The sequence below is a fragment of the Leifsonia sp. NPDC058230 genome (assembly GCF_042882245.1).
Classification (GTDB): domain Bacteria; phylum Actinomycetota; class Actinomycetes; order Actinomycetales; family Microbacteriaceae; genus Leifsonia.
In genome coordinates, this window is the sequence record NZ_JBHVWM010000004.1 from 329,673 (window position 1) to 354,929 (window position 25,257).

25 protein-coding genes are annotated in these 25,257 nt (G+C 68.1%); 11 read left to right on the forward strand and 14 right to left on the reverse strand.

Annotation, left to right across the window (positions count from 1 at the left end; all coding sequences use genetic code 11):
* Positions 1 to 10: 10 nt before the first annotated feature.
* The 5 genes from ACFVV0_RS14625 to ACFVV0_RS14645 form a co-directional block, all read right to left on the reverse strand.
* Positions 11 to 2,188 (reverse strand): hypothetical protein, encoded by a 2,178-nt coding sequence (locus tag ACFVV0_RS14625; protein ID WP_387064432.1) that lies wholly within the window; start codon positions 2,186 to 2,188, stop codon positions 11 to 13.
* A gap of 544 nt (positions 2,189 to 2,732) precedes the next feature.
* A complete protein-coding gene (locus ACFVV0_RS14630) occupies positions 2,733 to 2,945 on the reverse strand; it encodes an Rv0909 family putative TA system antitoxin (protein WP_387064435.1) in 213 nt (70 codons plus the stop codon).
* Positions 2,946 to 3,033: 88 nt separating this feature from the next.
* A complete protein-coding gene (locus ACFVV0_RS14635; protein ID WP_387064438.1) occupies positions 3,034 to 3,690 on the reverse strand; it encodes a response regulator in 657 nt (218 codons plus the stop codon).
* A 21-nt stretch (positions 3,691 to 3,711) separates the two neighbouring features.
* Complete coding sequence (locus tag ACFVV0_RS14640; protein WP_387064441.1) at positions 3,712 to 5,106, reverse strand: sensor histidine kinase; 1,395 nt, start codon at positions 5,104 to 5,106, stop codon at positions 3,712 to 3,714.
* Positions 5,096 to 6,679, reverse strand: coding sequence for a multicopper oxidase family protein (locus ACFVV0_RS14645; protein WP_387064443.1), 1,584 nt, complete (start codon positions 6,677 to 6,679; stop codon positions 5,096 to 5,098). Before ACFVV0_RS14645 ends, ACFVV0_RS14640 begins: the two co-directional genes overlap by 11 nt.
* Before the next feature lie 165 nt (positions 6,680 to 6,844).
* Here ACFVV0_RS14645 and ACFVV0_RS14650 point away from each other — a divergent pair, with 165 nt between their 5' ends.
* Positions 6,845 to 7,327 (forward strand): Dps family protein, encoded by a 483-nt coding sequence (locus tag ACFVV0_RS14650; protein WP_387064446.1) that lies wholly within the window; start codon positions 6,845 to 6,847, stop codon positions 7,325 to 7,327.
* A 67-nt stretch (positions 7,328 to 7,394) separates the two neighbouring features.
* Here the strand turns inward: ACFVV0_RS14650 and ACFVV0_RS14655 are convergent, their stop codons facing one another.
* The 4 genes from ACFVV0_RS14655 to ACFVV0_RS14670 are packed head-to-tail and all read right to left on the reverse strand — an operon-like array spanning position 7,395 to position 10,987.
* On the reverse strand, positions 7,395 to 8,849 hold the full coding sequence (locus tag ACFVV0_RS14655) for an amidohydrolase (RefSeq protein WP_387064449.1): 1,455 nt from the start codon (positions 8,847 to 8,849) through the stop codon (positions 7,395 to 7,397).
* Positions 8,846 to 9,484 (reverse strand): FMN-binding negative transcriptional regulator, encoded by a 639-nt coding sequence (locus ACFVV0_RS14660; RefSeq protein ID WP_387064452.1) that lies wholly within the window; start codon positions 9,482 to 9,484, stop codon positions 8,846 to 8,848. Before ACFVV0_RS14660 ends, ACFVV0_RS14655 begins: the two co-directional genes overlap by 4 nt.
* A gap of 40 nt (positions 9,485 to 9,524) precedes the next feature.
* The gene (locus ACFVV0_RS14665) at positions 9,525 to 10,499 is read right to left on the reverse strand and encodes an Fpg/Nei family DNA glycosylase (protein WP_387064455.1); all 975 of its coding nucleotides are present in this window, start codon (positions 10,497 to 10,499) and stop codon (positions 9,525 to 9,527) included.
* Entirely contained in the window at positions 10,499 to 10,987 is a 489-nt protein-coding gene (locus ACFVV0_RS14670) for a ribose-5-phosphate isomerase (RefSeq protein ID WP_387064458.1), read from the reverse strand. Before ACFVV0_RS14670 ends, ACFVV0_RS14665 begins: the two co-directional genes overlap by 1 nt.
* Positions 10,988 to 11,103: 116 nt before the next feature.
* Between ACFVV0_RS14670 and pepN the strand changes: the two genes are divergently transcribed.
* The 7 genes from pepN (at position 11,104) to ACFVV0_RS14705 (ending at position 19,129) form a co-directional block, all read left to right on the forward strand.
* Positions 11,104 to 13,647, forward strand: coding sequence for an aminopeptidase N (pepN, locus tag ACFVV0_RS14675; protein ID WP_387064461.1), 2,544 nt, complete (start codon positions 11,104 to 11,106; stop codon positions 13,645 to 13,647).
* A 108-nt stretch (positions 13,648 to 13,755) separates the two neighbouring features.
* Positions 13,756 to 14,667, forward strand: coding sequence for an ATP-binding cassette domain-containing protein (locus ACFVV0_RS14680; protein ID WP_387064463.1), 912 nt, complete (start codon positions 13,756 to 13,758; stop codon positions 14,665 to 14,667).
* A complete protein-coding gene (locus ACFVV0_RS14685) occupies positions 14,664 to 15,488 on the forward strand; it encodes an ABC transporter permease subunit (RefSeq protein ID WP_387064466.1) in 825 nt (274 codons plus the stop codon). The genes ACFVV0_RS14680 and ACFVV0_RS14685 overlap by 4 nt, the downstream gene beginning before the upstream one ends.
* A 10-nt stretch (positions 15,489 to 15,498) precedes the next feature.
* A complete protein-coding gene (locus ACFVV0_RS14690) occupies positions 15,499 to 16,836 on the forward strand; it encodes a sensor histidine kinase (RefSeq protein ID WP_387064469.1) in 1,338 nt (445 codons plus the stop codon).
* On the forward strand, positions 16,833 to 17,510 hold the full coding sequence (locus ACFVV0_RS14695) for a response regulator (protein WP_387064471.1): 678 nt from the start codon (positions 16,833 to 16,835) through the stop codon (positions 17,508 to 17,510). The genes ACFVV0_RS14690 and ACFVV0_RS14695 overlap by 4 nt, the downstream gene beginning before the upstream one ends.
* A gap of 43 nt (positions 17,511 to 17,553) precedes the next feature.
* Positions 17,554 to 18,726, forward strand: a complete 1,173-nt coding sequence (locus ACFVV0_RS14700) for a mechanosensitive ion channel family protein (RefSeq protein ID WP_387064474.1) — start codon at positions 17,554 to 17,556, stop codon at positions 18,724 to 18,726.
* A 7-nt stretch (positions 18,727 to 18,733) separates the two neighbouring features.
* Positions 18,734 to 19,129 carry a globin gene (locus ACFVV0_RS14705; RefSeq protein ID WP_387065192.1) on the forward strand — a complete coding sequence of 132 codons (396 nt, stop codon included), beginning with the start codon at positions 18,734 to 18,736 and terminating at the stop codon, positions 19,127 to 19,129.
* A gap of 13 nt (positions 19,130 to 19,142) precedes the next feature.
* Here the strand turns inward: ACFVV0_RS14705 and ACFVV0_RS14710 are convergent, their stop codons facing one another.
* Complete coding sequence (locus tag ACFVV0_RS14710; protein ID WP_387064476.1) at positions 19,143 to 19,553, reverse strand: VOC family protein; 411 nt, start codon at positions 19,551 to 19,553, stop codon at positions 19,143 to 19,145.
* A gap of 39 nt (positions 19,554 to 19,592) precedes the next feature.
* Between ACFVV0_RS14710 and ACFVV0_RS14715 the strand changes: the two genes are divergently transcribed.
* Positions 19,593 to 21,293, forward strand: coding sequence for an FAD-binding dehydrogenase (locus tag ACFVV0_RS14715; RefSeq protein WP_387064478.1), 1,701 nt, complete (start codon positions 19,593 to 19,595; stop codon positions 21,291 to 21,293).
* 6 nt (positions 21,294 to 21,299) lie between these two features.
* Here ACFVV0_RS14715 and ACFVV0_RS14720 read toward each other — a convergent pair whose 3' ends face one another.
* Positions 21,300 to 21,986, reverse strand: a complete 687-nt coding sequence (locus ACFVV0_RS14720; RefSeq protein WP_387064481.1) for a hypothetical protein — start codon at positions 21,984 to 21,986, stop codon at positions 21,300 to 21,302.
* A 42-nt stretch (positions 21,987 to 22,028) separates the two neighbouring features.
* Between ACFVV0_RS14720 and ACFVV0_RS14725 the strand changes: the two genes are divergently transcribed.
* Positions 22,029 to 22,901, forward strand: a complete 873-nt coding sequence (locus ACFVV0_RS14725; RefSeq protein WP_387064483.1) for an acyl-CoA thioesterase — start codon at positions 22,029 to 22,031, stop codon at positions 22,899 to 22,901.
* Here ACFVV0_RS14725 and ACFVV0_RS14730 read toward each other — a convergent pair.
* Entirely contained in the window at positions 22,898 to 23,662 is a 765-nt protein-coding gene (locus tag ACFVV0_RS14730; protein ID WP_387064486.1) for an anti-sigma factor family protein, read from the reverse strand. The genes ACFVV0_RS14725 and ACFVV0_RS14730 overlap by 4 nt on opposite strands.
* Entirely contained in the window at positions 23,659 to 24,168 is a 510-nt protein-coding gene (locus ACFVV0_RS14735) for a sigma-70 family RNA polymerase sigma factor (protein ID WP_387064489.1), read from the reverse strand. Before ACFVV0_RS14735 ends, ACFVV0_RS14730 begins: the two co-directional genes overlap by 4 nt.
* Before the next feature lie 130 nt (positions 24,169 to 24,298).
* Between ACFVV0_RS14735 and ACFVV0_RS14740 the strand changes: the two genes are divergently transcribed.
* Complete coding sequence (locus tag ACFVV0_RS14740) at positions 24,299 to 24,721, forward strand: ubiquinol-cytochrome c reductase iron-sulfur subunit (RefSeq protein ID WP_387064492.1); 423 nt, start codon at positions 24,299 to 24,301, stop codon at positions 24,719 to 24,721.
* Between the two features lie 35 nt (positions 24,722 to 24,756).
* On the opposite strand, the gene ACFVV0_RS14745 is transcribed toward ACFVV0_RS14740, so the two are convergent.
* Entirely contained in the window at positions 24,757 to 25,245 is a 489-nt protein-coding gene (locus ACFVV0_RS14745) for an acyl-CoA thioesterase (RefSeq protein ID WP_387064495.1), read from the reverse strand.
* Positions 25,246 to 25,257: the final 12 nt, after the last annotated feature.

Consider the following 25,257-nt stretch of genomic DNA (forward strand, 5'->3'; position numbering starts at 1 on the left):
GAACAGGGCCCTACGCGTCGTCGCTGATCGGGATCTGCTCGTCGTCGGGTTCGCTGTCGACGTAGAGCGGCGGCGCCCAGAACCGGAAGTACAGGTAGACGCCCAGGCAGAGCGCGCCGAAGACGACGAATGCGGCGATCCAGAGCCAGAACGCCGGGCCGAGCACCCGCCAGTTGCCGTCCCAGGAGACCACGGCAACCAGGAACGCGGTCAGCGTGACGAGGTACACCCCGGTCCAGAGAAGCTTCGAGCGCCGGTAGATCCGCTCGCCCTCGAGGAAGCGGAACGGCAGCAGCACGACCACGAGCGCCACCAGGCTCTCGGCCGTGATCGCGACGAGCGTCTCGGCGAAAAGCGCCGACCCGAACGATTCCTCGGTCGCATGCTCCGCCGGCAGCGTGCTGAAAACACCCCACGCCCCGATGCCCATGGTCAGCAGGATCGCCGTGCGCGTGAGCACGACCTTCCACGCAGACGCCTGCACCGACTTTCCGCTCGCGATCGTGAGGCCGAGGATCAGGCCGACCAGGAACCCGGGCGAGAACTGGAGAAACCTCGAGAGGATGACGCCGATCACCGTCAGGATGAGCCCGAGCGGCCGCACGGAGATCGCCACATCGATGTCCCACCGACGGCGCGCGATGACCACCGTAGTGGCGTTTGCGACGTAGCCGACGAAGAACAGGGCGATGGCACAGGCGAGGAACAGCCGCAGGGATGCGAGGGTGAAACCGAACGACGGATCGGCGAAGCCGAACAGGAGCGCGGTGGTGACGATGATCGCCACGACGCCGACCACCGGTTCGCGGTTGAGCCAGGCCGCCAGCGACTCCAGCCAGTGCGGCTGCTTCTTCGGCTTCGGCAGGCGCCGCGCGAACCGCTCGTACTGCTCGGACAGCGTCGCGTTCAGGAGGTGCGCCGGGAGGATCGCGAAGATGATGAGCACCAGACCGATCGCGATCGCGGCCGACACCTTCTGCGGGTGCGCGAGGACATCCTGCATCCTGTGGATCGCGTTCGTGAGGATATTGGGGGCGACTCCTTCGGCATCGTGCTCGGCACGCGAGTGCCCCGGCTCTGCTGCCGACGACTCCTCACCGTCGCCCGGGGCGGCCTCCGTTGCGTCCTCGGCGACGGACGGGATGTCGGCGTGCGGCACCGTGGCGAGCGCGGCAGCGACCGGCGGCACGACCAGGATGCCCGCTGCTGGAGGCGACGACGCGGGCACATCCGTTGAATCCGTCGTCAGCACCGGGCCGGCGTCCGGTCCGAGCACCGTCACGTGCACGCTCTTCGTGGCGGGAACCACGCCGGCTCCGCTGACGGACACGATGACGTCGTGTGCGCCGGGCGCAGTGTCGCTCGGAAGCGCGGCATCCAGAGTGAACGACCCATCCGTCGCAACGGTGGTGGCACCGAGCACAACGGGCACCGAATGCAGTTCGATCGAGATCGACAGGCCAGCGGGCAGGCCCTGGCCGCCGATCGTGAACCGATCACCCGGGTGCAGCCGGCTCAGGTCGACACCGAGGATCCCGAACGACCAGCTGTCCGGGTCGATCGTGATCGGGCCCGGCGGCGCGACGGTCACCGGTACCGGCTGCGACCGGGGGGATGTTCCACCGGACACGTAGGTCGCGCAGTCGACGCGCGCGGTGGTGCCGGACACGACGTCCACCTGAGTCGCTGCGAAGGAGTACTCCCCGGGCTTCAGAACCTCGCTCTTGCACGACCACCGGGCATCCGCGGCGACCCTCGCGGAGCACGCGTGCTCATGATCCGCGCCCTTCACGATCACGCGATCACCGGCGACCCCGGTGCCGGCGACGGTCACCGTCCGGTCGTCGTTGGCGGCGGCCGTGATCGTCGGGGTCGCCGGGACGACGAAGTAGGCGGCCTTCCCGATTGCGGAGTTCTCGTGGAACCCGCGCTGCAGATGGAGCGGCGTGAGCTCCCAGATTCCGGGTGCCAGGGGGCCGAAGGCGCAGACCGGCCTCGCCCGGTTCCAGACGCACGGGCTGCCGGACACGGGATGGTGACCGCTCACCGCACGCAACTCGATTCCGACGGCACCCTGCTGGAGCGTGCCGTAGGTCGAGACCGCCCCGGGTGAGAAGCGGTAGCTGATCGCGGGGATCTGGTCGTGGTCTTCGTTGTGGCGTGGTCCCGTCGCAGGGGTCGGAGTCACGACGGGCGCATGAGTCGAAGTGGGCTCGGGCGTCCGAGTCGTGCTCGCTACGGCCTGGGCGGGTACGGGTTCTGGTGGCGGAGCCGGGTCGGGAGTCGGCGTGGGATCACGCGCAGGCGTGGGCGCAGGCGCAGCATCCACGGCTTCAGGAGTCGAAGCCGGTGCTGGTTCGCGTGTCCAGGTCTGGGAGCCCGAGCCGTCGTGGTCGTCCTGCGACTCCATCGCCGACGCCGGAACGGCAAGGAAGAGCACCGCGCCCAGGGAAAGCGCGAGCGAGAGGAATGCTGCAAGGACACGCCGCACGCGGGCTCCCTTCAAACAGCAGCGACTGTCGAATGGCTGAGACCGGTACACGAAAAGACGGGATGAACTGAAAACGCGTCACAGAGTATGGATGTGCAGATGTTAGACGCCCCACCGGCAACTTCGCTACTGAATTTCGAATATTCCTCACAAATAGCCACTGCTCCAGCCGCGCGTCATGCAGAACGGCCGGGCCCCAAGGGGGTCCGGCCATTCGTGTGAGCGGTGGAGGCGGCCCTGGTCAGTCGGAGCCGACCGCCTTGTCTGCGGAATCTCGGGCGCCGTCGATCTGCTCCTCGAACTTGCCGCCGGTCACCTTGTTGGCTGCGTCGGCCACGCCGTCGAGGAGCTTGTCTCTGACATCCTCGGCCTGCTCGCTCTTGAGTGCATCCTTGACCGTGTCGCTGTCGAGGAACTCTTTGGCCTTGTTCGTGATGTCGTCCAGACCAGCCATTGCACACCTGCTTTCTGTCAGCCGAACCGATAGCCCTCAGTCTGACCTCGGCACGGGCGACCGGCAAGGGTGCGGCCGGGAGAACAGGTCAGCGTTGCAGGTAGGCCAGAACAGCGAGCACGCGACGGTGATCGGATCCCGAGTCCTCGAGCGCGAGCTTCTGGAAGATCGACGTGACGTTCTTCTCGACCGCACCCACGCCGATCACGAGCCTCTGGGCGATGCCCGCGTTGGTGCGGCCCTCCGCCATCAGCTGCATCACCTCGGTCTCGCGCGGGGTGAGCGCCGCGAGCGGGTCGGTCCGGCGCACGAGGAGCTCGCGAACGACCTGGGGGTCGAGCACGGTGCCGCCGTCGGCGACACGGGTGATCGCATCCTTCAGCTCGTCGAGGGAAGCGATGCGGTCCTTCAGCAGGTAGCCGGTGTAGCCGTTGCCGGCCGAGAGCAGCTCCTGCGCGTACGTCCCCTCGACGTACTGGCTGAGGAGCAGCACGGCGACCGACGGATGCTCCTGCCGCAGCGTGATCGCGGCCCGCACGCCTTCGTCGCGAAAGGTGGGCGGCATCCGGACGTCGAGCACAGCCACGTTCGGCCGTACCTGGTCGATCTCGGCGAGCAGACTGTCCGCGTCGCCGTATGCGCCGACGGTGTCGAACCCCGCCTCGTCGAAGAGCCGGATGAGACCCTCGCGCAGCAGGACGGAGTCGTCGGCGACGACGACGCGGAGGCTGGAGGGGTCTGACACCCCTCCAGCCTAGGGCGCGCGCTACTGCAGCGGCGGCACGGGGATGTGGGCTCCGATCCGGGTCGGACCACCCGCTGGGCTGTCCACGACGAGCTCGCCGCGCAAGCCGTGCACGCGCTCGTCCAGTCCGCGCAATCCGTGACCATCGACCAGGGTCGCGCCGCCCTTGCCGTTGTCGGTCAACCACACGTCGAGCCACAGCACGCCGGCCGGGTCGGTTCGCAGGTCGATGAACAACCGCGCGGCGGACGCATCCGAGTGCCGCGCGAGGTTCGTCGCCAGCTCGGCCGCGACGTAGTACGCGCTGCGTTCGAGCTCGGGCGAAAAACGCGTTCCCGGCGCGATGGACGTCTCCAGCTGGATCGGGATGGGGCTGCGGGCGACGAGCGACTCGATCGCGACGATGAGACCGCGGTCCTGCAGGATGGGCGGGGCGAAGCCGCGCGACAGAGCTCGCAGCTCCTCCAGGGTGTCGCGAGCCTGGGCGCCGGCCTCCGCGAGGATCGCCCGAGCACCCTCCGGATCGCTGTCGAGCTTGCGTTCGGCCGTGGCGATGTCCATCTGCAACCGGATGAGCCGCTGCTGCGGCCCGTCGTGCAGATCGCGCTCCAGACGGCGCAGCGCCTGATCCTCGGCGGTGACGGCCGCACCACGTGAGGCGGACAGGTCGGCGACCTCGCGCTGCAGCGCCTCCGACCGCCACGCGCCGAGCACGCCGGCCGCGATCGCGTTGTGCATCAGGGTCAGCCCGCGGGTCACGAACGGGAGCGTCGCGGCGAAGACCACGCCGAGGATCAGCTGCAGGACGATGTCGCCTGCGCGCGGGTTGAAGGTCGACTGCGTGCTGAACATCCAGTCGACGATCGTGCGCGAGAGGAAGAAGTCCTGGTTGCCCTGCGGGATGAAGCCGAACCAGATCCAGCTCGTGAGGCCGCCGAGGGCGATCGAGGTCCAGACGATGGTGACCACCCACGAGAAGATGCTGACGATCGGGTTGACGATCATCGTGTGCAGCAGGTAGAGCCAGTAGTGACCGTTGACGAACGGACCGAACGCCGAACGCCAGAAGCTCCGCGGCTTGTCGGCGGGCTCCCACTGCGGCCGGGCGATCCGCGGACGGCCCGCCCACTGGAGGCGCACCAGCTCGAGCGTTCCGAACCCGCGGGCGGTGTAGAACGCGCCGATCAGGACGAAAAGGCCGACGTAGATGACGATCGTCCCGACACCCGCCCAGAACAGCGAGTGAATGACGGAGAACCCGATGATCGCGATCGGCATGGTGAGAAGCAGGAAACCGAGCTCGCGGGGAACGCCGCGCCACAGCATCCCATAGCTGCGCCCGGGGTTCTCGCGCTGCTCGACGGACTGCTGGCTGGTGGTCACGCCGTCAAGCGTGGCAGAGGAATCAGTGGTCATGGGACATCTCCTGTTGTCGGGGGCCGCTGCCGGAACCGGCCGCGGTGCTGTCTTCGGGAATGGTGCCGGCGTGCTGGCCGGGCTCGACGACCACGAACTGGCCCATCATTCCCGCGTCCTCGTGGGTGAGCAGGTGGCAGTGGTACATGTACGGAACGTTCCGGTCGGTGTAGTCGGTGAAGCGCATCAGCAGACGGAACCCGGTGTCGGGCGGGAGGTAGATCGTGTCCTTCCAGCCGGCGAGCTCTGGCGGCGGCGGCTCGCCTGCGATGCTCGCGATCTGGAACTGCACGTCGTGCACGTGGAAACTGTGCGGCGCGCTCATCGTGTTCGTCACGACCCACTGCTCCAGCGTCCCGACCTCGACGGTCTCGTCGACGCGCCCCATCTCCATCTGGCGGTCGTTGATGTCGTGGCCGCTCAGGTCGAACCTGCGCGTAACGGATGCGTCCGACGGCGCCCAGCGCTCGATGGGCACCAAGCTCTGCGGCGTCGCGCCGGACGGCCGCAACGCTGCCGCAGCACGGAGCTGAAGAACGTCGAGCGTGTCGGTGCCCGCGTTCATCCCGGCGTTCGCGCCGTCGATGCCCAGCTGGGGCGGCGTCGAGCGCAGTGTCACGGACTCCCCCGGCGCCATCCGCACGAGTACTTCGGCGCGCTCACCGGGCGAGAGCCGCAGGTGCGTCAGCGCGGCCGGTGCGCTCAGCAGCCCACCATCGCTCGCAATCATCTGGAACGAACGCTCGTCGCTGAAGCCGAAATCGTAGGTGCGGGCGGTGGATGCGTTGAGCATCCGGAGCCGCACCACATCAGTCGTCACGTCGAGATACGGCCCGATCGCCCCGTTGACGAGGAGCGTGTCGCCGATCGCGCCGACGAATCCCGAGACGTTGTCGCTGAACTGGCCATCCGCGTCGAAGCGCTTGTCCTGCACGATGACGGGCACGTCGTCGACCCCGTATTCGCGCGGAAGAGCGAGCGCCGCCTCCTGCGGATCCTTCACAATGACCATCCCGGCCATGCCCAGCTGCACCTGCTTCTCGGTCTGGCCGTGCAGATGCGGGTGGTACCAGAGCGTCGCCGCGGGCTGGTCGATTGTCCAGTGCGGCTCCCAGACCTCACCAGGCGAGACCATCTGGTGCGGGCCGCCGTCCATCCTCGCCGGGAGATGCATCCCATGCCAATGCACGGAGGTCTCCTCGGCGAGGTGGTTGGTCACGTGCATCCGGATGCGATCACCACGGTCGGCGACGATTGTCGGTCCGAGGTACGCACCGTCGAAACCCCAGGTCGTCGTCGGCGTTCCCGCGACGAACTCCGTCGTGCCCGCTTGCGCGTCGAGGGCGAAGACCTTCTCACCGGAGGGGTCGATCGTCGACGCGGCGAGGGGTGGGATGGGCAGGGAGTGATCGAATGCGACCTTGCCGACCGTGTCGATCGTTCCCCCGCCGAACACCGAACCGCATCCTGCCAGGCTCGCAGCGACTGCCGTCGCGGTCACCCCGACGGCGACCGCGGCCACGAGGGTGGCGCGGGGCCTGCGGAGGGCGGATGAGCGGGGTGCGCGAGTCATGCATCCAGCCTCGCCAAGCGTTCACGGCGGGGGTATCAGGGAGGCAACCGAACCCCACGGGGGGATATCCCCCGCAGGTCTGCCTTACTTAGCACAGGCTCAGCTTCGTTGCGGAATTCTCCCAGCCGCGTAGCGTTGAGCCAGGCAAACGAAAGGACGCCCCCTATGACGGACATCACCGTATCCCAGAGTGTTTCCAACCCGGACGTCGCTGCCGGAGTCGCACAGTTCCTGACCCCCGTCGTGATCGATCTGACCGCGCTCGTCGTCAACGGCAAGCAAGCCCACTGGCACGTCCGCGGCGCCAACTTCGTCGGCGTTCACGAGCTGCTCGACACCATCGTCGACCACGCGCAGGATTGGGCCGACACGGCCGCCGAGCGGATCGTCGCCCTCGGCCTGCCGGTCGACGCCCGTCTCGGCACCGTGGCCGCCAAGACCAGCGCCAAGGAGCTGACCGCCGGCTTCCGTCAGTCGAACGACACGATCGCCGAGGTCATCGGCCAGATCGACGCCGCCCTCATCAGCGTGAACGCCGCGGTCAAGGAGCTCGACGAGCTCGACCAGACCAGCCAGGACGTCGCGATCGAGATCGCCCGCGGCCTCGACAAGGACCGCTGGTTCCTCTTCGCGCACATCAGCGAATAGCCACCTCGGCAGAACCGCATAGAGAAGGGCCACCCCGCGGGGTGGCCCTTCTCTATGCGCACCGGGCTCAGCGAAGCGCGTCGTGCGTGAACGCTCCGGCCAGCAGAGTCGCCGCGACGGGCATCGCGCGCAGCTCGGTCAGGCCGCAGCCGAATGGGTCCTCGTCGAGCACGGCCAGGTCGGCCGGTTCACCCGGCGCGAGGTCGGAACGCACCGAGGACGCGAGCGCGACCCGCCGGGCGACGGCCTGTTCCGGATGCCACGGCTCGCGGCCACCACGCGAGCGCGCGACGGCGGCCGCCATCGCGATCCACGGGTCGAGCGGCGCGACGGGGGCGTCGGAGCCGAAGGCGAGGCGCACACCAGCGCGATGGAGGGCGGCGAGCGGGAATGCACGGCCGGTGCGTCCGGCCCAGAGCACATCGGCGACATCGCGGTCGTCCATCGAGTGCTCGGGCTGCACACTCGCGACGACGCCCAGCTCCGCGAAGCGCCGCACGTCCTCATTCGTCAGCAGCTGGGCGTGCTCGATACGCCCGGTGCAGCCGACCCGCTCGAAGGCGTCCAAGGCGATCCGGTTCGCGTGGTCGCCGATCGCGTGGATGGCCGGCTCGATTCCGGCGCTCGCGGCGAGAGCCATGGCCGTCCCCAGTTCGACCGGCGTGAGGTTCTGCACACCGTGACCCCCGTCGGGATACGGGTCGAAGCAATAGGCCGTGCGCGTGTTGAGCGAGCCGTCGGTGATCACTTTGAACGGACCGACCGTGAGCCGCTCCTCGGTGCCGGCGATGCGCATCCCCGTTCGCAGGCCCTGGTCGATGGCGCGCTGCAGGTGGTCGCCGTAGATGCCGAACTCGACGCGAAGCGAGTCGAAGCCGCCGGCGAACCGTCGCGTCCAGACGTCCAGGTTCCAGGCGAATTCGAGATCGACGATGCCGACGACGCCGCGGGCGGCGGCCGCATGCGCCGCATCCTTCGCCCAGCGGTCGAGGGTCTCGTCCCCAGCGGCGCTCAGCCGGCTCGTCACCGCGAAACTCTCGTCTTCACGCAGCACGGCGGCTGACGGGTCGGCGGCCGACTCGGGCGCGAACATCCGGGCCGCGGCGGTGTTCAGCCAGCAGCAATGCAGGTCGCCGGCGATCAGCACGACGGGTCGGTCTCCCGCGGCGCTGTCGAGAAGCTCACGGGTGGGCAGGTCGGGCCACAGGGCGTCGTGGAATCCGAACCCGACGATCGGGTCGTCGCCCGCATCCCGAGCCGTGCGCCGGCGCACCAGCTCGGCGGCCTCGGCGGCGGACACGGCCCCGGAGACGTCGAGACGGCGAGCCGTCTGCGCCCACTGAGTGAAGTGGACGTGCTGGTCCCAGAGCCCAGGAACGACCCAGCGTCCGTCGAGCGAGACGACCTCGTCGCCGCGTAGCGTTCCTGCTTGCGCGATCCGCACGATCGATCCGCCGTCGATCAGGATGTCGGCCGTGCCGTCGGCGGTGGGCAGACGCCCACCGCGCAGCACCAGACTCATCGGGCGGAGCGCATCCGGTCGTGCACCCGCCGCATCTCTGCAGCGAGCGCCGTGCTCGCGTACGGGCCGTCCCCCTCGAGTTCTGCGACGATGCGGTCGACGGTCTCGTCGGGCCGGTTCTGGCTCATCTTGCTCTTCGCCACGATGCGCGTGGGGGTGAGTCGCAGCCCGACCGTCCCGGATGAGATCCGTTGTGCGTAAGCGGCATTCTCGGGTGTTCCCTCCATGCGCCGCGGGTTCGGCATCGGGTCCTCGAAGTGGTCGACGAGCCGGCCGAGAATCTCGAAGTTCTCTTGGTCGCTCAGGATCTCGGGAACGCCGCTGAGGTGGGCGACCACGAAGTTCCACGTCGGCACCGCCGGCTTCGCGTCGTACCAGCCGGGTGAGATGTAGCCGTGCGGACCCTGGATGATCACCAGCAGCTCGTGCTCGCCGAGCTCGTGCAGTTGCTCATCCGGGCGCCCGACGTGGGTGACGATCGCCAGTTCTTCCCTGGTCTCGTCGACGAGCACCGGATAGTGCGAGGCGACGAGCCCCTCGGCGGTGTTGCTGACGAGGGTCGCCCACGGGTTGTCTCGGATGAGCCGCTTGATCTCGCCGTGGTCGGCCAGGGTGAAGCTCGGATTCTGCCGCATCCATCAAGACTGGCACATCCGCCTGACGTCAGCGCTCACCTCACGCTTGGTCGACCGGGCACCAGTACAGCTTGCGTCCGCCCATCTCCTCAAGCACGATGTTCGTTCCGCACACCCGGCAGGGCAGGCCTTCGCGTTTGTAGACCCAGTGTCGGTCGTCGCGTGATGCCATGGCCTTGCGGAGGGCGTCGTCGTCGAGGTCGTCCATCGTGAGCATCTGGCCGGTTTCGACGCCGATCTTCAGGAGCTTCGCCCAGTCGCGCCACAACGCACGCGCCGTCTCGTCGGGCACCTGTCTGCCGGGGGTGTGCGGGTTGAGCCGCGCCCGGAAGAGAAGTTCGGCGCGGTAGACGTTGCCGATGCCGCTGACGACCGACTGGTCCATCAGGAGCAGGCCGATCGGTGTCTGCTTCTTGCGAACCGTTTCGACGAAGCGATCCTCGGTGGCCTGGTCGTTCTCGAGCTGGGGGTCGGGGCCGAGCTTGGCGATCACCGCATCCACCTCGGCGGGGTCGAGCACCTCGCACGCGGTGGGGCCGCGCAGGTCGGCGACCGCGGTGTCGCTCAGCAGACGAACGCGCACTTGACCGATCGGCTCGGGCGGGAATTCGGTGATCTCCGGTTCGAGCTTCTCCGACTCCGACATGCGCAGGCGCGTGCGCCGAGGTGCTCCGATGCTGTGCAGCGAGTTCTCACCGGCCGAATCGAGCACGGTGCCGCGTTGGTTGGTCTGACCCATGCGGCCGTTGGCGGATGCGATGGTCGGGTCGACGCTGATGTCGCCCGCGAAGTCCCACGCACCGTAGATGCCGAGGTGGATGCGCAGCCACAGACCATTGTCGAACTCCAGGAACATCTGCTTGCCGACGGCCTTCGCGTCGGTCATCACGTGACCGTCGATGCGGCTCGCGCCCTCGGCGAAGCGACCCTGCGGGGAGGACACCGCGATCCGGTGCCCCACGAAGTTCTGAGCGAACTGCCGTGCGATGCGGTGGACGGAGTGACCCTCGGGCATCAGCGGTCCACGTTCTTGCCCGCGATGTCACCGGTGGCCTCGTACTCCGCGAGCTGGGCGATCCGTCGCACGTGCCGCTCCTCTTCGGAGAACGGCTCCGCGATGAAGGTGTCGATGAAGCTCGTCGCTTCTTCGACGGTGTGCTGACGCGCGCCGATCGAGATCACGTTGGCGTTGTTGTGCTCGCGGGCGAGCTTGGCTGTGCTCTCGTTCCAGACCAGTGCGGCCCGCGCTCCGGTCACCTTGTTCGCGGCGATCGCCTCGCCGTTTCCGGAGCCGCCGAACACGATGCCCAGCGCATCCACCCCCGCCTGCTGGTCGGTGACGACCGCATGGGCGGCGTTGATGCAGAACGCCGGGTAGTCGTCGATCGGGTCGTACGACTGCGGTCCGTGATCGACGACCTCATGTCCAGCGGCCGTCAGATGCGTCTGGAGGTGCTTGCTGAAGTCGAGGCCGGCGTGATCGGTGGCGATGTGGATGCGCATACCGCCCAGTTTAGGGAAGACGTCCGACGCAGAACCCGCGCCCATCGCTCGATGCCGATCGGTCTAGGGTTGTCAGTTGGACACGATCCCCATACGAACAGCCGAAGGAGCCAGCGTTGCCCGGAGAAAACCTCACCCGCGTCGAAGCACAGGAGCGTGCCGCGCTCGTCAGCACCCACAGCTACGACGTCACCCTCGACCTGACGACTGGTCCCGAGACATTCCTGTCGACGACGACGGTGCGGTTCTCTGCCACCGAGGGCGCGTCGACCTTCATCGACGCGATCACGCGCACGGTGCACTCGGTCACGTTGAACGGCTCCGATCTCGACCCCTCCGCCGTCAGCGACGGCGTGCGCATTCAGCTCGACGGTCTCCAGGCCGAGAACGAACTGACGGTGGTCGCCGACGCGCTGTACACCAACACCGGCGAGGGTCTGCACCGCTTCGTCGACCCGGTCGACGGTGAGGTCTACCTCTACAGCCAGTTCGAGGTTCCGGATTCGCGGCGCATGTTCACGGTGTTCGAGCAGCCCGACCTCAAGGCGCAGTTCACCTTCACCGTCACGGCCCCCGCCCACTGGGCCGTTGTCAGCAACTCCCCCACCCCCGAGCCCACGGATGCGGGCGACGGCACCAAGACCTGGGCCTTCGCGCCGACTTCGGTCATCTCCTCCTACATCACGGCGCTGATCGCCGGCCCCTACGTCTCGGAGCACAGCGAGCTCACTAGCCGCGACGGCCGCACCATCCCGCTGGGCGTCTACGCACGCAAGAGCCTGGCCGAGTTCCTGGATGCGGACTACATCTTCGAGAAGACCCGTCAGGGCTTCGAGTTCTACGAGGAGAAGTTCGACTACGCGTACCCGTTCGAGAAGTACGACCAGCTCTTCGTGCCCGAGTTCAACGCCGGGGCGATGGAGAACGCCGGCGCCGTCACCTTCACCGAGACGTACGTCTTCCGGTCCAAGGTCACAGACGCCATCAAGGAACGTCGCGTCGTCACGATCCTGCACGAGCTCGCCCACATGTGGTTCGGCGACCTGGTCACCATGAAGTGGTGGAACGACCTGTGGCTGAACGAGTCCTTCGCCGAGTACGCCTCCACACTGGCCACCGCCGAGGCCACCGAATGGCACGAGGCCTGGACGACGTTCGCCGCCATGGAGAAGAGCTGGGCGTACAAGCAGGACCAGCTGCCCTCGACCCACCCGATCGTCGCCACCATCAACGACCTCGAAGACGTCCAGGTCAACTTCGACGGCATCACCTACGCCAAGGGGGCGTCGGTGCTCAAGCAGCTCGTCGCCTGGGTCGGCCAGGACGACTTCCTCGCCGGAGTCGCGCAGTACTTCAAGAAGCACTCGCACTCGAACACCGAGCTGCGCGACCTGCTCGTCGAGCTGGAGGCCACCAGCGGCCGAGACCTGACGGAGTGGTCGGAGAAGTGGCTCGAGACGGCCGGCGTCAACACACTGCGCCCTGAGATCGACGTTGATGCCGACGGCAGGATCACGTCGTTCGCCATCCTCCAGTCGGCCGCCGCCGACTACCCGACCATCCGGCCGCACCGCCTCGCCGTCGGGTTCTACAACCTCGTCGGGGGCAAGCTGGTGCGCGACCACCGCATCGAGCTCGACGTCGATGGCGAGCGCACCGAGGTCGCCGAACTGGTCGGCCTCGCGCGCCCGGCGCTCGTGCTGCTCAACGACGACGACCTGGCCTACGCGAAGATCCGTCTCGACGAGGAGTCGCTGAAGGTCGCCATCGAGCACCTCTCCGAGATCGAGAGCCCGCTCGCCCGCTCGCTCGTCTGGGGCGCGGCGTGGGATGCGACCCGCGACGCCGAGACGTCGGCGAGCGACTACGTGCGTCTGGTGCTCGGAAACATCGCGCCCGAGACCGAGTCGACGACCATCCGCACCACTCTCAGCCAGCTCGTGCTCGCGGCTGGATCGTATGTCGCGCCCGAGAAGCAGAAGGCGACGGTCGAGGATGCGGCGTCCGCTCTCTGGACGCTCGCCCAGCAGGCCGAGGCCGGCAGCGATGCCCAGTTCCAGTTCGTCAAGTTCTTCGCCGCCCTGGCGTCGACGGATGAGCAGCTCGCCACGATCGCGGCCCTCCGCGCCGGGGAGACCGCGCTCGACGGTCTGGAGGTCGACACCGACCTCGCCTGGGAGCTGCTGATCGCGCTCGTCGCCGGCGGAAAGGCGGGCACGGCTGAGATCGACGCGGCTCTGAAGGCGGACAACACGGCCAACGGCGCCCAGTTCGCAGCCCAAGCCGCCGCATCCGCACCCACCCTCGACGGCAAGCAGGCGGCCTGGGACTCCGTGTTCGGAAGCGACAGCCTGCCGAACACGATCGTGCGGTACACGGGCCTCGGGTTCCAGCGTGCGGCCGACAAGACCGTGCTCGCCGCGTTCGTGAAGCCGTATTTCGACTCGCTGCTCACCATCTGGGAGTCGCGCAGCTACAAGATCGCGGAATACCTCGTCGCGGGTATGTACCCGGCGCCGCTGGCGAACGCCGAGCTGCGGGATGCGACCCGTGCGTGGCTCGACGCGCACCAGGAGCCTGCCGCTCTGCGCCGCCTCGTGGTCGAGAACCTGGCGGGTGTCGAGCGCGCCATCGCAGCGCAGGAGCGCGACGCGCGGTAGGCCACGCCGAGAGCATGCGCGGGATGGTACTCCGGTACCATCCCGCGCACTGTATTGCCAGACCGGTATCCGACGATTCGGCGGTGCAACCTCAATAGAGTCGTATCCATGATCGAACTCACCCGTCTCACCAAGACGTACGGCGCGAAGACCGCCGTCAACGACATCTCGGCGACGATCCAGCCCGGAAAGGTCACCGGGTTCCTCGGTCCCAACGGCGCCGGCAAGTCCACCACCATGCGCATGATCATGGGGCTGGACCGGCCGACTCACGGCACTGCGATCGTCAACGGCAAGCGCTACGTCGAGCACAAGTCCCCTCTCACCGAGGTGGGCGCTCTGCTCGATGCCAAGGCAGTGCACACCGGCCGCACCGCCTACAACCACCTGCTGGCGATGGCCGCGACCCACGGCATCCCCAAGCGGCGCGTGCACGAGGTCATCGGACTCACCGGACTCGAAGCCGTCGCGAGCAAACGCGTCGGCGGATTCTCCCTCGGCATGGGGCAGCGGCTCGGGATCGCCGCGGCCATGCTCGGGGACCCGGCCACGCTCATCCTGGACGAGCCGGTCAACGGCCTGGACCCCGAGGGCGTCCTCTGGGTGCGTCAGTTCGCGCGCCACCTCGCAAGCGAAGGCCGCACCGTGTTCCTGTCGTCGCACCTGATGAGCGAGATGGCGCAGACCGCCGACCACATCATCGTGCTCGGTCGCGGGCGCATCCTCGCCGACGCACCGGTGCAGGACATCCTCGACGGCGCGATGCGGAACGCCGTGCGCGTGCGCAGCCCGCAGGTCGACGAGCTTGCACGCGCTGTCCAGGGCGCCGACGTGACCATCACCGGGCTCGAAAGCCAGCTCGTCGAGATCGACGGGCTCAGCGCCGCGCAGATCGGCGAGGCCGCTGCGCAGTTCGGCATCGTGCTCCACGAGCTCACCCCCATCAACGCCTCTCTCGAGGAGGCCTACCTCGCGCTCACGCAGGACGAGGTCGAATACCGCACGGAGGTCTCCCGATGAGCACCGCAGTCGCACCCACCACCCGCCACACGTCACTCGGGCATCTCACCTTCCCACGGGTCGTCCGCTCGGAGTGGATCAAGTTCCGCTCGCTGCGCTCCACGTTCTGGACGTACGCGATCGTCCTGATCCTCGGGCTCGGGATCACGACCCTTGTGTCGTTCTCCATCCCGGAGTCCGTGATCGGTCAGATGCCGCCCTCGGCCCGGTCGAGTTTCGTGATGAGCGCAGCGTCGTTCGGGCTCCTGTTCGGCCAACTGGCCGTAGCGGTTCTCGGTGTCCTGGTGATCAGCGGGGAGTACTCGACCGGCATGATCCGGTCGTCGTTCGCCGCCGTGCCTCGCCGCACTCCGGTGTTCGTCGCCAAGGCGATCGTGCTGTTCGTCTGCTCGTTCGTCGTCGGTGTGGTCGTCACCGCCGCCGGGTACGCCATCGCGGCTCCCGTGCTTTCGGGTAAAGGGCTCGACGCCGACTTCACGCAGGGCACGGCCTGGGCCATCCTCGGGGCCGGACTCTATCTCGGCCTGGTCTCGGTGTTCGCGCTCGGCCTCGGCACGATCCTGCGCGCAGCAGCAGGCGGGATCGCCGCCGCACTCGGCGTCGTGTTCCTCTTGCCGATCATCGTGAACATCGTGAACTCGCTGACCGACATCGAGTGGCTGAAGCACGTTCCGGAGTACCTGATCAGCACCGCCGGTCAGGCCCTCGCGGGCGGGACCAACGCCGACTTCGAGCCGTGGCAGAACGTGCTGATCGTCGCGGTCTGGACTGCAGTGTCGTTCGTGGTCGGCGCCGTCTTCCTGAAGCGCCGGGACGCGTAGCGTTTCCTCCATGACGAACGACCAGATCTCCCCCGACCGGACGGCTTCTCCGGTCGGGGGAGATCTCGAACTCCCCCGGCCACCTGGGGTCATCCGGCGATTCCTGGCCGCGCATCCGGTGATGGTGGATGCGGTGATCGCGGGCATCTACCTGGTGCCGACGATCGTCATCGGGATCGTGTGGATGTTCACCGATCCGACCTGGCAGAACGCGGTCCGACTGGGACTGGCGGCCTTAGCCGGCGCTGCGCTCTTCCTCCGCCGTAGCTATCCAGTCGCCGTCTTCGCCATCGCCCTCGTGTCGATGGTGGCGAGCCTGTTCCTCGGTCGCGAGGTCGATTTCGTCGTGGTGCTCTTCGCCCTCTACGCCATCGCCGTGTACCGCTCGGCGCCGGCCGCCTGGATCGCATTCGGGGTCGTCTCCGTCGCTACGGCAGGGGCTCTCGCCATCGGCGCGCTCTTCCTCGGCGGGGCGACCGTGCCGATCGGCGGCGAGCCGGCGAATCCGGTGATCGGCGCAGGGACCACGTACGCTCCGTTCGATTCCAATCCAACGGCATCCTGGGTCACGGTCGTCCTGATCTCCCTCTTCTGGGTGCTGATCGGCGTCAACATCGGCAATCGGCGCCGCTATCTCGTCGCGCTCATCGACCGCGCCCAGCAATTGGCGCGGGAACGTGATCAGCAGGCCGTGATCGCAGCGGCCGCCGAACGCGGTCGCATCGCCCGCGAGATGCACGACATCGTCTCGCACAGCTTGACCGTCATGATCACGCTGGCCGACGGGTCGTCCCGGCTGGTCGAATCCTCCCCCGAACGATCGGCGGATGCGATGCGGATGGTGGCCGAGACCGGGCGCTCGGCTCTCGGCGACATGCGCAGGCTCCTGGGCGTGCTACGGGCCACCGAAGAGGACGGCGCGCAGCGAGGACCGCAGCCTGGCATCGGCGAACTCGGCGAGCTCGTCGAGCGTTTCCGGGCCGCCGGCCTCCCCGTGCACATCACCGTCACCGGAACAGCGCCGACGGACACCGGACAGCAGCTCACCGTGTTCCGCGTCGTGCAGGAGGCCCTCACCAACGCCCTGCGCTACGCCGCACTGGCGACGGTCGTCGACGTGAAGATCGCGTACGCCGCAGACTCGATCTCGATCACCGTCGACGACGATGCAGCCGTGCACGGTGTTGCCGGACAGGGCACCGGCCGCGGCCTGCTCGGTCTCCGCGAACGTGTCGCGCTGTACAGCGGCACCCTCGAGGCCGGACCGAGACCCGGAGGCGGCTGGCGGCTGCATGCCGTCTTCGACACCATCGAGAAGCATCCAGACACGCGAGGAGCATCCCTGTGACCGACGCGGCACCGATCCGAGTCCTGCTCGTCGACGACCAGGCGCTCGTGCGCCTCGGCTTCCGGATGGTCCTGGATGCCGAGCCAGACCTTTCCGTCGTCGGCGAGGCCGCCGACGGGGTGGCGGCCGTGCGACTGGCGGTCGAGACCCGGCCCGACGTCATCCTGATGGACGTGCGCATGCCGAACCTCGACGGGATCGAGGCGACCCGGCGCATCGTCGCCGCGAATCCGGCCGCGCGCATCATCATCCTCACCACCTTCGACCTCGACGAGTACGCGTTCGGCGGTCTTCGAGCGGGTGCGAGCGGTTTCCTGCTGAAAGACGCGCGGCCCGCCGAGCTGACCTCGGCGATCCGGGCCGTTGCGGCCGGCGACGCGGCGGTCTCCGGCCGGGTGACCCGTTCGATGCTCGAGCTGTTCGCGGATCGGCTGCCCGCATCCGCACCGGTCGGCGCTCCGGTCGTCGACCCGACGGCAGCACTGACCCCGCGCGAGCGCGAGATCCTGCTGGCGATCGCCCAGGGCCTCTCGAACGGCGAGATCGGCGAGAAGTTCTACCTGACCGAATCGACGGTCAAGACGCACGTGGGGCGCGTGCTGGCCAAACTCCACCTGCGCGACCGGGTCCACGCGGTGATCTTCGCGTACGATCACGGGCTCGTCGACCGCTGAATCCAGCCCCCGCCAAGGCGAGGGTCGGTAGGCTCGAAGACCTATGGTGGCGACAACGAATTTCTGGACCGAGCTCGGCAGCTGGGCGGTTGCGAGCGGGTGGAAACTACTCACCGCGGTATGCATCGTCGCGGGCGCGCTCCTGCTGAGCTGGATTCTGAGGGTGATCATCCGGCGCGTGGTGCACCAGATCGTGAGCGGGGTGAAGAAGAACCAGAGCGTCACCGACACCCAGGCGCTGGTCGCCTCTCCCCTTGCTGCCGTTCGTGTCGTGCAGCGCACACGGACGCTCGGAACCGTGCTCTCGAACATCGTCAATGTGACGATCGGGATCATCGCGATCATCCTCATCATCAATGTCTTCGCCTCCGAAGTGCTCGGGTCGCTCGCTCTGCTGACCGCAGCGCTCGGCGCCGGCCTCGGTTTCGGCGCCCAGAACATCGTGAAGGACGTGCTCAACGGTCTCTTCATGGTGATGGAGGACCAGCTCGGAGTCGGGGATGTGGTGGACCTCGGTCCCGCCACCGGCGTGGTCGAGGCGGTCGGCATCCGCGTCACCCAGGTTCGTGATGTGAACGGCGTTCTCTGGTTCGTGCGCAACGGCGAGATCCTGCGGGTCGGGAACATGTCCCAGGGCTGGTCGCGCGTCATCATCGACCTGGCCGTTCCGTACGACGCCGACGTCGAAGCCGTCGAGCGCAGGATGCTGGACGTCGGCACGGCGCTGGCCACAGACCCGAAGTGGCGCTCGCGCATTCTGGAGAAGCCGGAGATCTGGGGGCTCGAATCGATCTCCGCAGAGGCCCTCGTCACGCGTCTCGTGCTGAAGACCAGGACGACCGCCAAGGACGACGTCTCCCGCGAACTGCGCAAGCGGTTGAAGGAGGCGCTCGACGAAATGGGAGTCAAGCTGCCGTCGCTCAGCGCGATCGTGTTGAGCGGGTTCGACGGGGCCGCCAGCGTGAACGGCGCCAAACCGCCGCGCACTCGGCCGACCCCCGTGGTCGAAGAGCTGCCGAAGGGCCGGAAGGCGCGCGCCGCGGCCAAGCGCTCCGGGGCCGCCCTGGCAGACCCCCGGTCAGTGACCCTCAAGACGCCTATCGAGCCGAAGACTCCGGCGACACCGAAGACCACGGCCACACCGAAGACCCAACCGCGTCCGACGACACCGCCTGAGCCCGACAAGCCGTCGACGACCAAGCCACCCGAGGAGTGACGTGAGCATCCCCAGCGAAGGCGTCGACGAGACGTTCTTCCACCAGATCGGCGGCCATGCGACCTTCCGCCGACTCGTCGACACGTTCTACCGCGGTGTGGCCGACGATCCCGTGCTGAAGCCGATGTACCCGGAAGACGACCTCGGCCCAGCAGCCGAACGACTGACCATGTTCCTCGAGCAGTACTGGGGCGGTCCTGGCACGTACAGCGAGCTGCGCGGCCACCCGCGGCTCCGGATGCGCCACACGCCGTTCAAGGTCAACCCCGACGCCCGAGACCGCTGGCTGAAGCACATGCGCGACGCCGTCGACGAACTTGGCCTGCCGCCCCTGCAGGAGGAGACCCTGTGGGCCTACCTCGAACGCGCTGCCTTCGCCATGGTCAACACCTTCGAGGAGTGACCCCTCTGCACGATCAGGTCGGGTGCGCGGCCAGCTCCTCCACCTCGCGCTCGGCCGCACTGCGCTCGACGCAGAACTCGTTGCCCTCCGGATCCTGAAGCACCACCCAGCCGCGCCCATCCGGTGTCCGCTGGTCCGCATACAGGGTCGCGCCGAGCCCGATGAGCCGCTCGACCTCCTCGTCGCGTGTGCCATCGATCGGCGCGACATCGAGGTGCACACGGTTCTTCACCGACTTCGGTTCCGGCACGTTGATGAAGAGCAGCTTCGTCGCGCCGTCCGCGCTCAGGATGAGGTTCTCGGCGTCGTCGGGCAGATTGGGGTTGTCCGGGTCCTCCGCGAACCCGGTGACCTGGGCCCAGAAACGCGAGAGTTGGTAGGCGTTGGCGCTGTCGAACGTGATGTGGTTGATTCGAACCGTCATACTGCACAATAAAAGTCGCGTGCCGAAGGAGACACAAGGATGACGCCCAACCCGAACGAGTCAGTTTCGCGCCGTACCGAGCCGGCGGGACCCGAATCGCGCAACACCGACGCCATCATCGTCGGAGCCGGCCTCGCCGGACTCGTCGCAGCGAGTGAGCTGCTCGACGCAGGCAAACGCGTCACCATCGTCGAGCAGGAGCCGTCGGCCTCCCTCGGCGGGCAGGCGTGGTGGTCGTTCGGCGGACTCTTCCTCATCGACTCCCCCGAGCAGCGCCGGATGGGCATCACCGACTCGCTCGCACTCGCCCGCCAGGACTGGCTCGGCAGTGCGGCATTCGACCGCGACGAAGACAAGTGGCCTCGGCTGTGGGCCGAGGCATACTTGGAGTTCGCGGCAGGCGAGAAGCGCGCCTGGCTGCACGAGAAGGGCGTCCGGTTCTTCCCGATCGTCGGCTGGGCGGAGCGCGGCGGGTACACGGCGGGCGGCCACGGCAATTCCGTTCCACGGTTCCACATCACCTGGGGCACCGGGCCCGGTGTGCTCGCGCCGTTCCTCCGCCGGGTCCAGGCGGGGGCCGCATCCGGGTCGGTCACCCTGTTGCACCGCCATCGGGTCGACGAGCTGATCGTCGAATCGGGTGCTGTCACCGGGGTGCGCGGAGCGGTGCTCGCCCCGGATGCTGCACTACGCGGTGCCCCCAGCAACCGCGACCAGGTCGGTGACTTCGAGCTACGCGCGGGGGCGGTCATCGTCACCAGCGGCGGCATCGGAGGCAACCACGACCTCGTTCGCGCCGCGTGGCCCGAGCGGCTCGGGACTCCCCCGGCGAAGATGCTCTCGGGCGTACCCGCGCACGTCGACGGCCGGATGCTCGCGATCACGGAGGCCGCGGGCGCTCGCCTGATCAACGGCGACCGGATGTGGCATTACACCGAGGGCATCGAGAACTGGAACCCCGTCTGGGACAAGCACGGGATCCGCATCCTGCCGGGTCCGTCGTCCCTCTGGCTCGATGCGACCGGGAACAGACTGCCGGTTCCGCTGTTCCCCGGCTTCGACACACTCGGCACTCTCGAGCACTTGCGCGCGACCGGGCACGACTACAGCTGGTTCGTGCTTACTCAGAAGATCATCGAGAAGGAGTTCGCCCTCTCGGGCAGTGAACAAAACCCCGACCTCACGAACAAGGACCTCCGCCTGCTGGCGAAACGGGTCGGCTCCGGTGCGCCGGCGCCCGTCGAAGCGTTCAAGGACAAGGGCGCCGACTTCGTGGTGGCGGACACGCTGGACGAGCTCATCGCGGGAATGCAGCGCCTCGCGGAGGTTCCGCTCGACGGCGAGCTGGTGGCACGGCACGTCCAGGAGCGCGATCGCGAACTCGACAACGACTTCAGCAAGGATGCGCAGATCACCGCGATCCGCGGAGCCCGCGCCTACCGTGGCGACAAGCTCATCCGCGTCGCCAGCCCGCACAAGCTGCTGGACCCGAAAGCCGGGCCTCTCATCGCAGTCAAGTTGCACATCCTGACCCGCAAGAGTCTCGGCGGCATCGAGACCGACCTGGACGGCCGCGCGCTCGGAGCGGACGGCTCCCCGGTGCCGGGTCTGTATGCGGCGGGAGAGGCCAGCGGATTCGGCGGCGGCGGAGTGCACGGTTACCGGTCGCTCGAGGGCACCTTCCTCGGGGGCTGCCTCTTCTCAGGCCGCCAAGCCGGACGAGCGGTCGCGCGCGGCTGATCGGAGCTAGCCGCGCAGACTCCAGGCCTGGCGACGCACCAGGATGTGGCCACGCCGGGTGGTGAGGCGTGTCCACGGGCCGGTCTCGAGGATCGTCACGGGCTCGTCGGCTGCAAGGAAGCCGAGGCTCTCCGCAGCGAACGCGGCGCCGGCGGGAACGTACTCGAGATCGTCGATGGGCCGGCCCCACACCTCGGCGCGGACGCGCTGCACGAGCTGTTCGCCCGTTCCGGTGGGCACCGCCTCCGCCACCTCGGCGATACCGGTCTTGGCGGTCTGCTCCAGCAGTTGGAAACTCGTCTGCCCGACGGGACGCCAGCCTCCGCGCGGCGGCGAGATGCCGGCCCAGGTGACGGTCGAAACCTCGAGCGGCATGCGCACCTCGACGGGCCCCTCCGGCGTCGTGCCCGCAGCGACGGCCTCGCCGATGCGGGCGAGACGATCGAGCAGCGACCGGATCGGTACCACCGCATCGAAGTCGGCGCCCGGCTGGATCGCGAACGTGCGCAGCCCCAGGACGGTCGGCGTCTGGTCGAGCAGCCCGCGCGGGTACAGGATCGCCGAATACACGGCGAGGACGCCCGATCCGCCGATCAGGCGCACGGAACCCTCCTCGACGCGCGCGGCTCGGGACAGGTAGGTCTGGAGGTCGGAAACGGCGAGGGAATCCACGAGTGAAAATGTCTGGCTCATCTGCTGTCTAAACTACCAAGACGACCACTCGATGGAGGCACCGTGACCGAGCCCCTTGCATCCTTGCTCACCGCGCTCGACCTGACCGACACCGGAGCACGCACCAGCGAGGACATCTTCACCGGTCCGTCGCAGTGGATGCCGCTCGGACGCGTGTTCGGCGGACAGGTGCTCGCACAGTCGATCGTCGCGGCGACGCGCACGGTACCCGACGGCCGGATCATCCACTCCATGCACGGCTACTTCCTGCGCCCGGGCGACGTGAACCTGCCCATCACGTTCTCGGTCGACCGCATCCACGACGGCCGATCGTTCTCGACGCGGCGCACCCAGGCGTACCAGAGCGGGTTGCCCATCCTGTCGATGATCGCCTCCTTCCAGGACGAGGACGACGGCCTCGACCACCAGGTCGTCATGCCCGCAGATCTCCCCGAGCCCGAGACACTCCCGAACTCTGCCTCCACGCTCGAGAACGTCGCGCATCCGGTAGCCCAGTACTGGGCGAGCGAACGCCCCTTCGACATGCGCCACGTGACCTCCCCGATCTACCTCACCGTCGACGGTGAGCACGTCGCCCACCAGGCCGTCTGGTTCCGGGCGATCGACAGGCTGCCCGACGACCCGGAGCTGCACCGGGCAGCGCTCGCCTACGCCAGCGACTACACGATCATGGAGTCGGTGATGCGTCGCCACGGTATCGCGTGGGCGACCCCCGGGCTCAAGGCGGCCAGTCTCGACCACGCGATGTGGTGGCACCGGCCCGCCCGGGTCGACGAGTGGCTCCTGTACACACAGGAGTCGCCCAGCGCCAGCGGCGGGCGCGGCCTCGCTCTCGGCCGCATCTACGACCGCGAGGGACGCCTCATCGCCAGCGTCGCCCAGGAGGCGACGATCAGGGTGCCCGCTCCGCGCTAGTCGAAGGTGCTCTGCAGCAGCACCGTACCGTTCGCCGCCGACCGGATGTCCACGCTCGCGATGTCCGCGACCGCAACGCTGGTCGTCGCCGTCGGCTCGACCGTGGTTCCGGGCGCCGCCTCCCAGGTCGAGATCTGAGTCTCGCGACCGTTGCGATCGGTGACGACCATGGCATACGTCCACGAGCGTCCGGGCGCCTGCCCGTCCCAGTCCGCGTAGCTGCAGCGCGACTCGATCCTCGTACCCCACGGCTCGGCGACGAGCTTGATGTCGGCCGACAGACCGCTCGGCTCCACCTGGGTCATCACAACACTCTTGCCCGCTTCAGGAGCCGGGGTGAGTGTCGGCATCAGAAGGCTCGACACGACGATCGCGCTCAGGACCACGATGACGGCAGCGGCCGCCAACGAGCCCGCCGCCCACCAGCGCGTGCGGATGCGACGTCGGCGCGCGGCCCGGAGCAGACCACCGAGGAGGTCGGGGTTCGAACCGTCGGCGCTGAGCCGTTCGGCTTCCCGGATGCTCGTGGTCTGCCCTTGCGGCACACCCTGGCCCGCCGTCTGGTCGGCCTCGAGAAGGGCGAAGGCTTCGGCCTCCGAGACGTGCCCGAGGAGCCCGGGCAGGCCGGCCAGCTCGGATACGGCTGCCGTGCATGCATCGCACGTGCGGAGGTGTTCTTCGTACGCCCGCCGGTCGGCACTGGACAGCGCCCCGAGCAGGTACGCGCCATCCCAGGTGACGAATTCGTCGTGTGTCGTCATCGCTCAGTCACACCCCTCTCCTGCAATGCGAGCCGCAGCGCCCGCAACCCGTAGTGGATGCGCGATTTCACAGTGCCCTCCGGGATGTCCAATTCTCGGGAGATCTCGGCGATCGATCGGCCGCCGTAGTAGGCGTGCACGATCACCGCTCGGTGCTCGATGGAGAGCTCGGCGAGAGCATCCGAGACCAGCCAGGCGTCGAGCACGGCGTCGGACTCGTTCCGGGCCTCACGCTCGGGAAGCACATCCGTGCCGAACTCGTGGATGCTGTGGGCGCTGCGCTTGTCGTCGATGACGAGGTTGCGTGCGACGGTGAACAGCCAGGCCCGGGCAGAGCTCTGGGACTGGTCGAGCACGGCCGGCCTCTTCCACGCCCGCAGGAGCGTCTCCTGCACGACGTCGTCGGCCATCGCCCGATCGCCGGTCAAATGCACGACGTAGCGCCATACGGCTTGCGCGTGCTGATCGTGCAGCTCCCGCAATAGTCGCGAATCGTCGTTCGGCATGAGCACCTCCAACACGTACACGCTGACGCCGCACTAAAAGTTCACCGGAATCGCCGACTCGCTGAACCGAATACTCCGGAGACTCGTGCATACCGATAGACCAAAGCTACGCCGACCCGTGAGGACTCGCATGACCGATTCGACCCAGCTCTCGCGCCGAACACTTGTGACGATCGGAAGCGCAGCGGCGCTGGGGGCGGGCGCGCTGGTGCTCACCGCCTGCACCGGTCCTGCAGACGCAGGGAACGGCGCGGCCGCCAGTCCGATCACGATGCCGCTCGCCACCATCCCGGTCGGCGGCGCGGTGTCGGCGAGGCTCGGGACGGCTCCGATCGTCGTCTCTCAGCCCACCGAGGGAGCGGTGGTCGCGTTCAGTGCGGTCTGCACCCACCTGGGATGCACGGTCGCGCCGCAGGGAAAAGAGTTCGACTGCCCGTGCCACGGGTCACGCTTCGATGGAACCACCGGTGATGTGCTGGACGGCCCTGCCTCGACGCCCCTGAAGAAGCTCAAGGCCACTGTGTCGGGCGACACGGTCACGGTCTCGAACTAGGCGCCCGCGCATCCCCGCCTGCGACCGGTCGGGCGTCAGCCTCGCTTGGTGAACTCCACGGGCTCGTCGAGGTACGGCGTCCAGGCCGCACGTTCGCGGTCGTTGATGCGGCGTGGCCGCTCGCTCGCCGCATCCACGAGCACGATCGTCGTGGCGGCACGCGAGTAGAGCACCGGCGGTTCGGTTGCCTCGGGCGACCACACTTCGTAGCAGACCTCGAGACTGGCACCGCCGAGCCTGCCGAGCCACAGCTGGATGTCGAGGGGCTGCCGGAGGTACGGGATGGGCGCGAGGTACTCGATCTCCTGGCGCGCGATGAGCGTGAGCGTGTCTGCGCCGGGTCGGCCGTCGAGAACCGCCGTGCTCGATCCGACCGCGCCCGCACCGTCGCCAGTGTCGTCGTCTGTGATCCAGAACGCCTGGATGCGCGCCTCCTCCAGGAGTCGCAGCATCTCAGCGTTGTTCACATGGCCGTAGGCGTCGAGGTCGCTCCAGCGCAGCCGGATCGGCACGTGCAGTCTCATCGTCCGCTCCGC

What these genes read in the sequence shown, in the direction of transcription:
- ACFVV0_RS14630 (WP_387064435.1), bottom strand. Translation starts at nt 2,945, where the DNA reads ATGGCTGGTCTGGACGACATCACGAACAAGGCCAAAGAGTTCCTCGAC.
- ACFVV0_RS14640 (WP_387064441.1), bottom strand. Translation starts at nt 5,106, where the DNA reads ATGACCACTGATTCCTCTGCCACGCTTGACGGCGTGACCACCAGCCAG.
- ACFVV0_RS14645 (WP_387064443.1), bottom strand. Translation starts at nt 6,679, where the DNA reads ATGACTCGCGCACCCCGCTCATCCGCCCTCCGCAGGCCCCGCGCCACC.
- ACFVV0_RS14650 (WP_387064446.1), top strand. Translation starts at nt 6,845, where the DNA reads ATGACGGACATCACCGTATCCCAGAGTGTTTCCAACCCGGACGTCGCT.
- ACFVV0_RS14655 (WP_387064449.1), bottom strand. Translation starts at nt 8,849, where the DNA reads ATGAGTCTGGTGCTGCGCGGTGGGCGTCTGCCCACCGCCGACGGCACG.
- ACFVV0_RS14660 (WP_387064452.1), bottom strand. Translation starts at nt 9,484, where the DNA reads ATGCGGCAGAATCCGAGCTTCACCCTGGCCGACCACGGCGAGATCAAG.
- ACFVV0_RS14665 (WP_387064455.1), bottom strand. Translation starts at nt 10,499, where the DNA reads ATGCCCGAGGGTCACTCCGTCCACCGCATCGCACGGCAGTTCGCTCAG.
- ACFVV0_RS14670 (WP_387064458.1), bottom strand. Translation starts at nt 10,987, where the DNA reads ATGCGCATCCACATCGCCACCGATCACGCCGGCCTCGACTTCAGCAAG.
- ACFVV0_RS14680 (WP_387064463.1), top strand. Translation starts at nt 13,756, where the DNA reads ATGATCGAACTCACCCGTCTCACCAAGACGTACGGCGCGAAGACCGCC.
- ACFVV0_RS14685 (WP_387064466.1), top strand. Translation starts at nt 14,664, where the DNA reads ATGAGCACCGCAGTCGCACCCACCACCCGCCACACGTCACTCGGGCAT.
- ACFVV0_RS14690 (WP_387064469.1), top strand. Translation starts at nt 15,499, where the DNA reads ATGACGAACGACCAGATCTCCCCCGACCGGACGGCTTCTCCGGTCGGG.
- ACFVV0_RS14700 (WP_387064474.1), top strand. Translation starts at nt 17,554, where the DNA reads ATGGTGGCGACAACGAATTTCTGGACCGAGCTCGGCAGCTGGGCGGTT.
- ACFVV0_RS14710 (WP_387064476.1), bottom strand. Translation starts at nt 19,553, where the DNA reads ATGACGGTTCGAATCAACCACATCACGTTCGACAGCGCCAACGCCTAC.
- ACFVV0_RS14715 (WP_387064478.1), top strand. Translation starts at nt 19,593, where the DNA reads ATGACGCCCAACCCGAACGAGTCAGTTTCGCGCCGTACCGAGCCGGCG.
- ACFVV0_RS14720 (WP_387064481.1), bottom strand. Translation starts at nt 21,986, where the DNA reads ATGAGCCAGACATTTTCACTCGTGGATTCCCTCGCCGTTTCCGACCTC.
- ACFVV0_RS14730 (WP_387064486.1), bottom strand. Translation starts at nt 23,662, where the DNA reads ATGACGACACACGACGAATTCGTCACCTGGGATGGCGCGTACCTGCTC.
- ACFVV0_RS14735 (WP_387064489.1), bottom strand. Translation starts at nt 24,168, where the DNA reads ATGCCGAACGACGATTCGCGACTATTGCGGGAGCTGCACGATCAGCAC.
- ACFVV0_RS14740 (WP_387064492.1), top strand. Translation starts at nt 24,299, where the DNA reads ATGACCGATTCGACCCAGCTCTCGCGCCGAACACTTGTGACGATCGGA.
- ACFVV0_RS14745 (WP_387064495.1), bottom strand. Translation starts at nt 25,245, where the DNA reads ATGAGACTGCACGTGCCGATCCGGCTGCGCTGGAGCGACCTCGACGCC.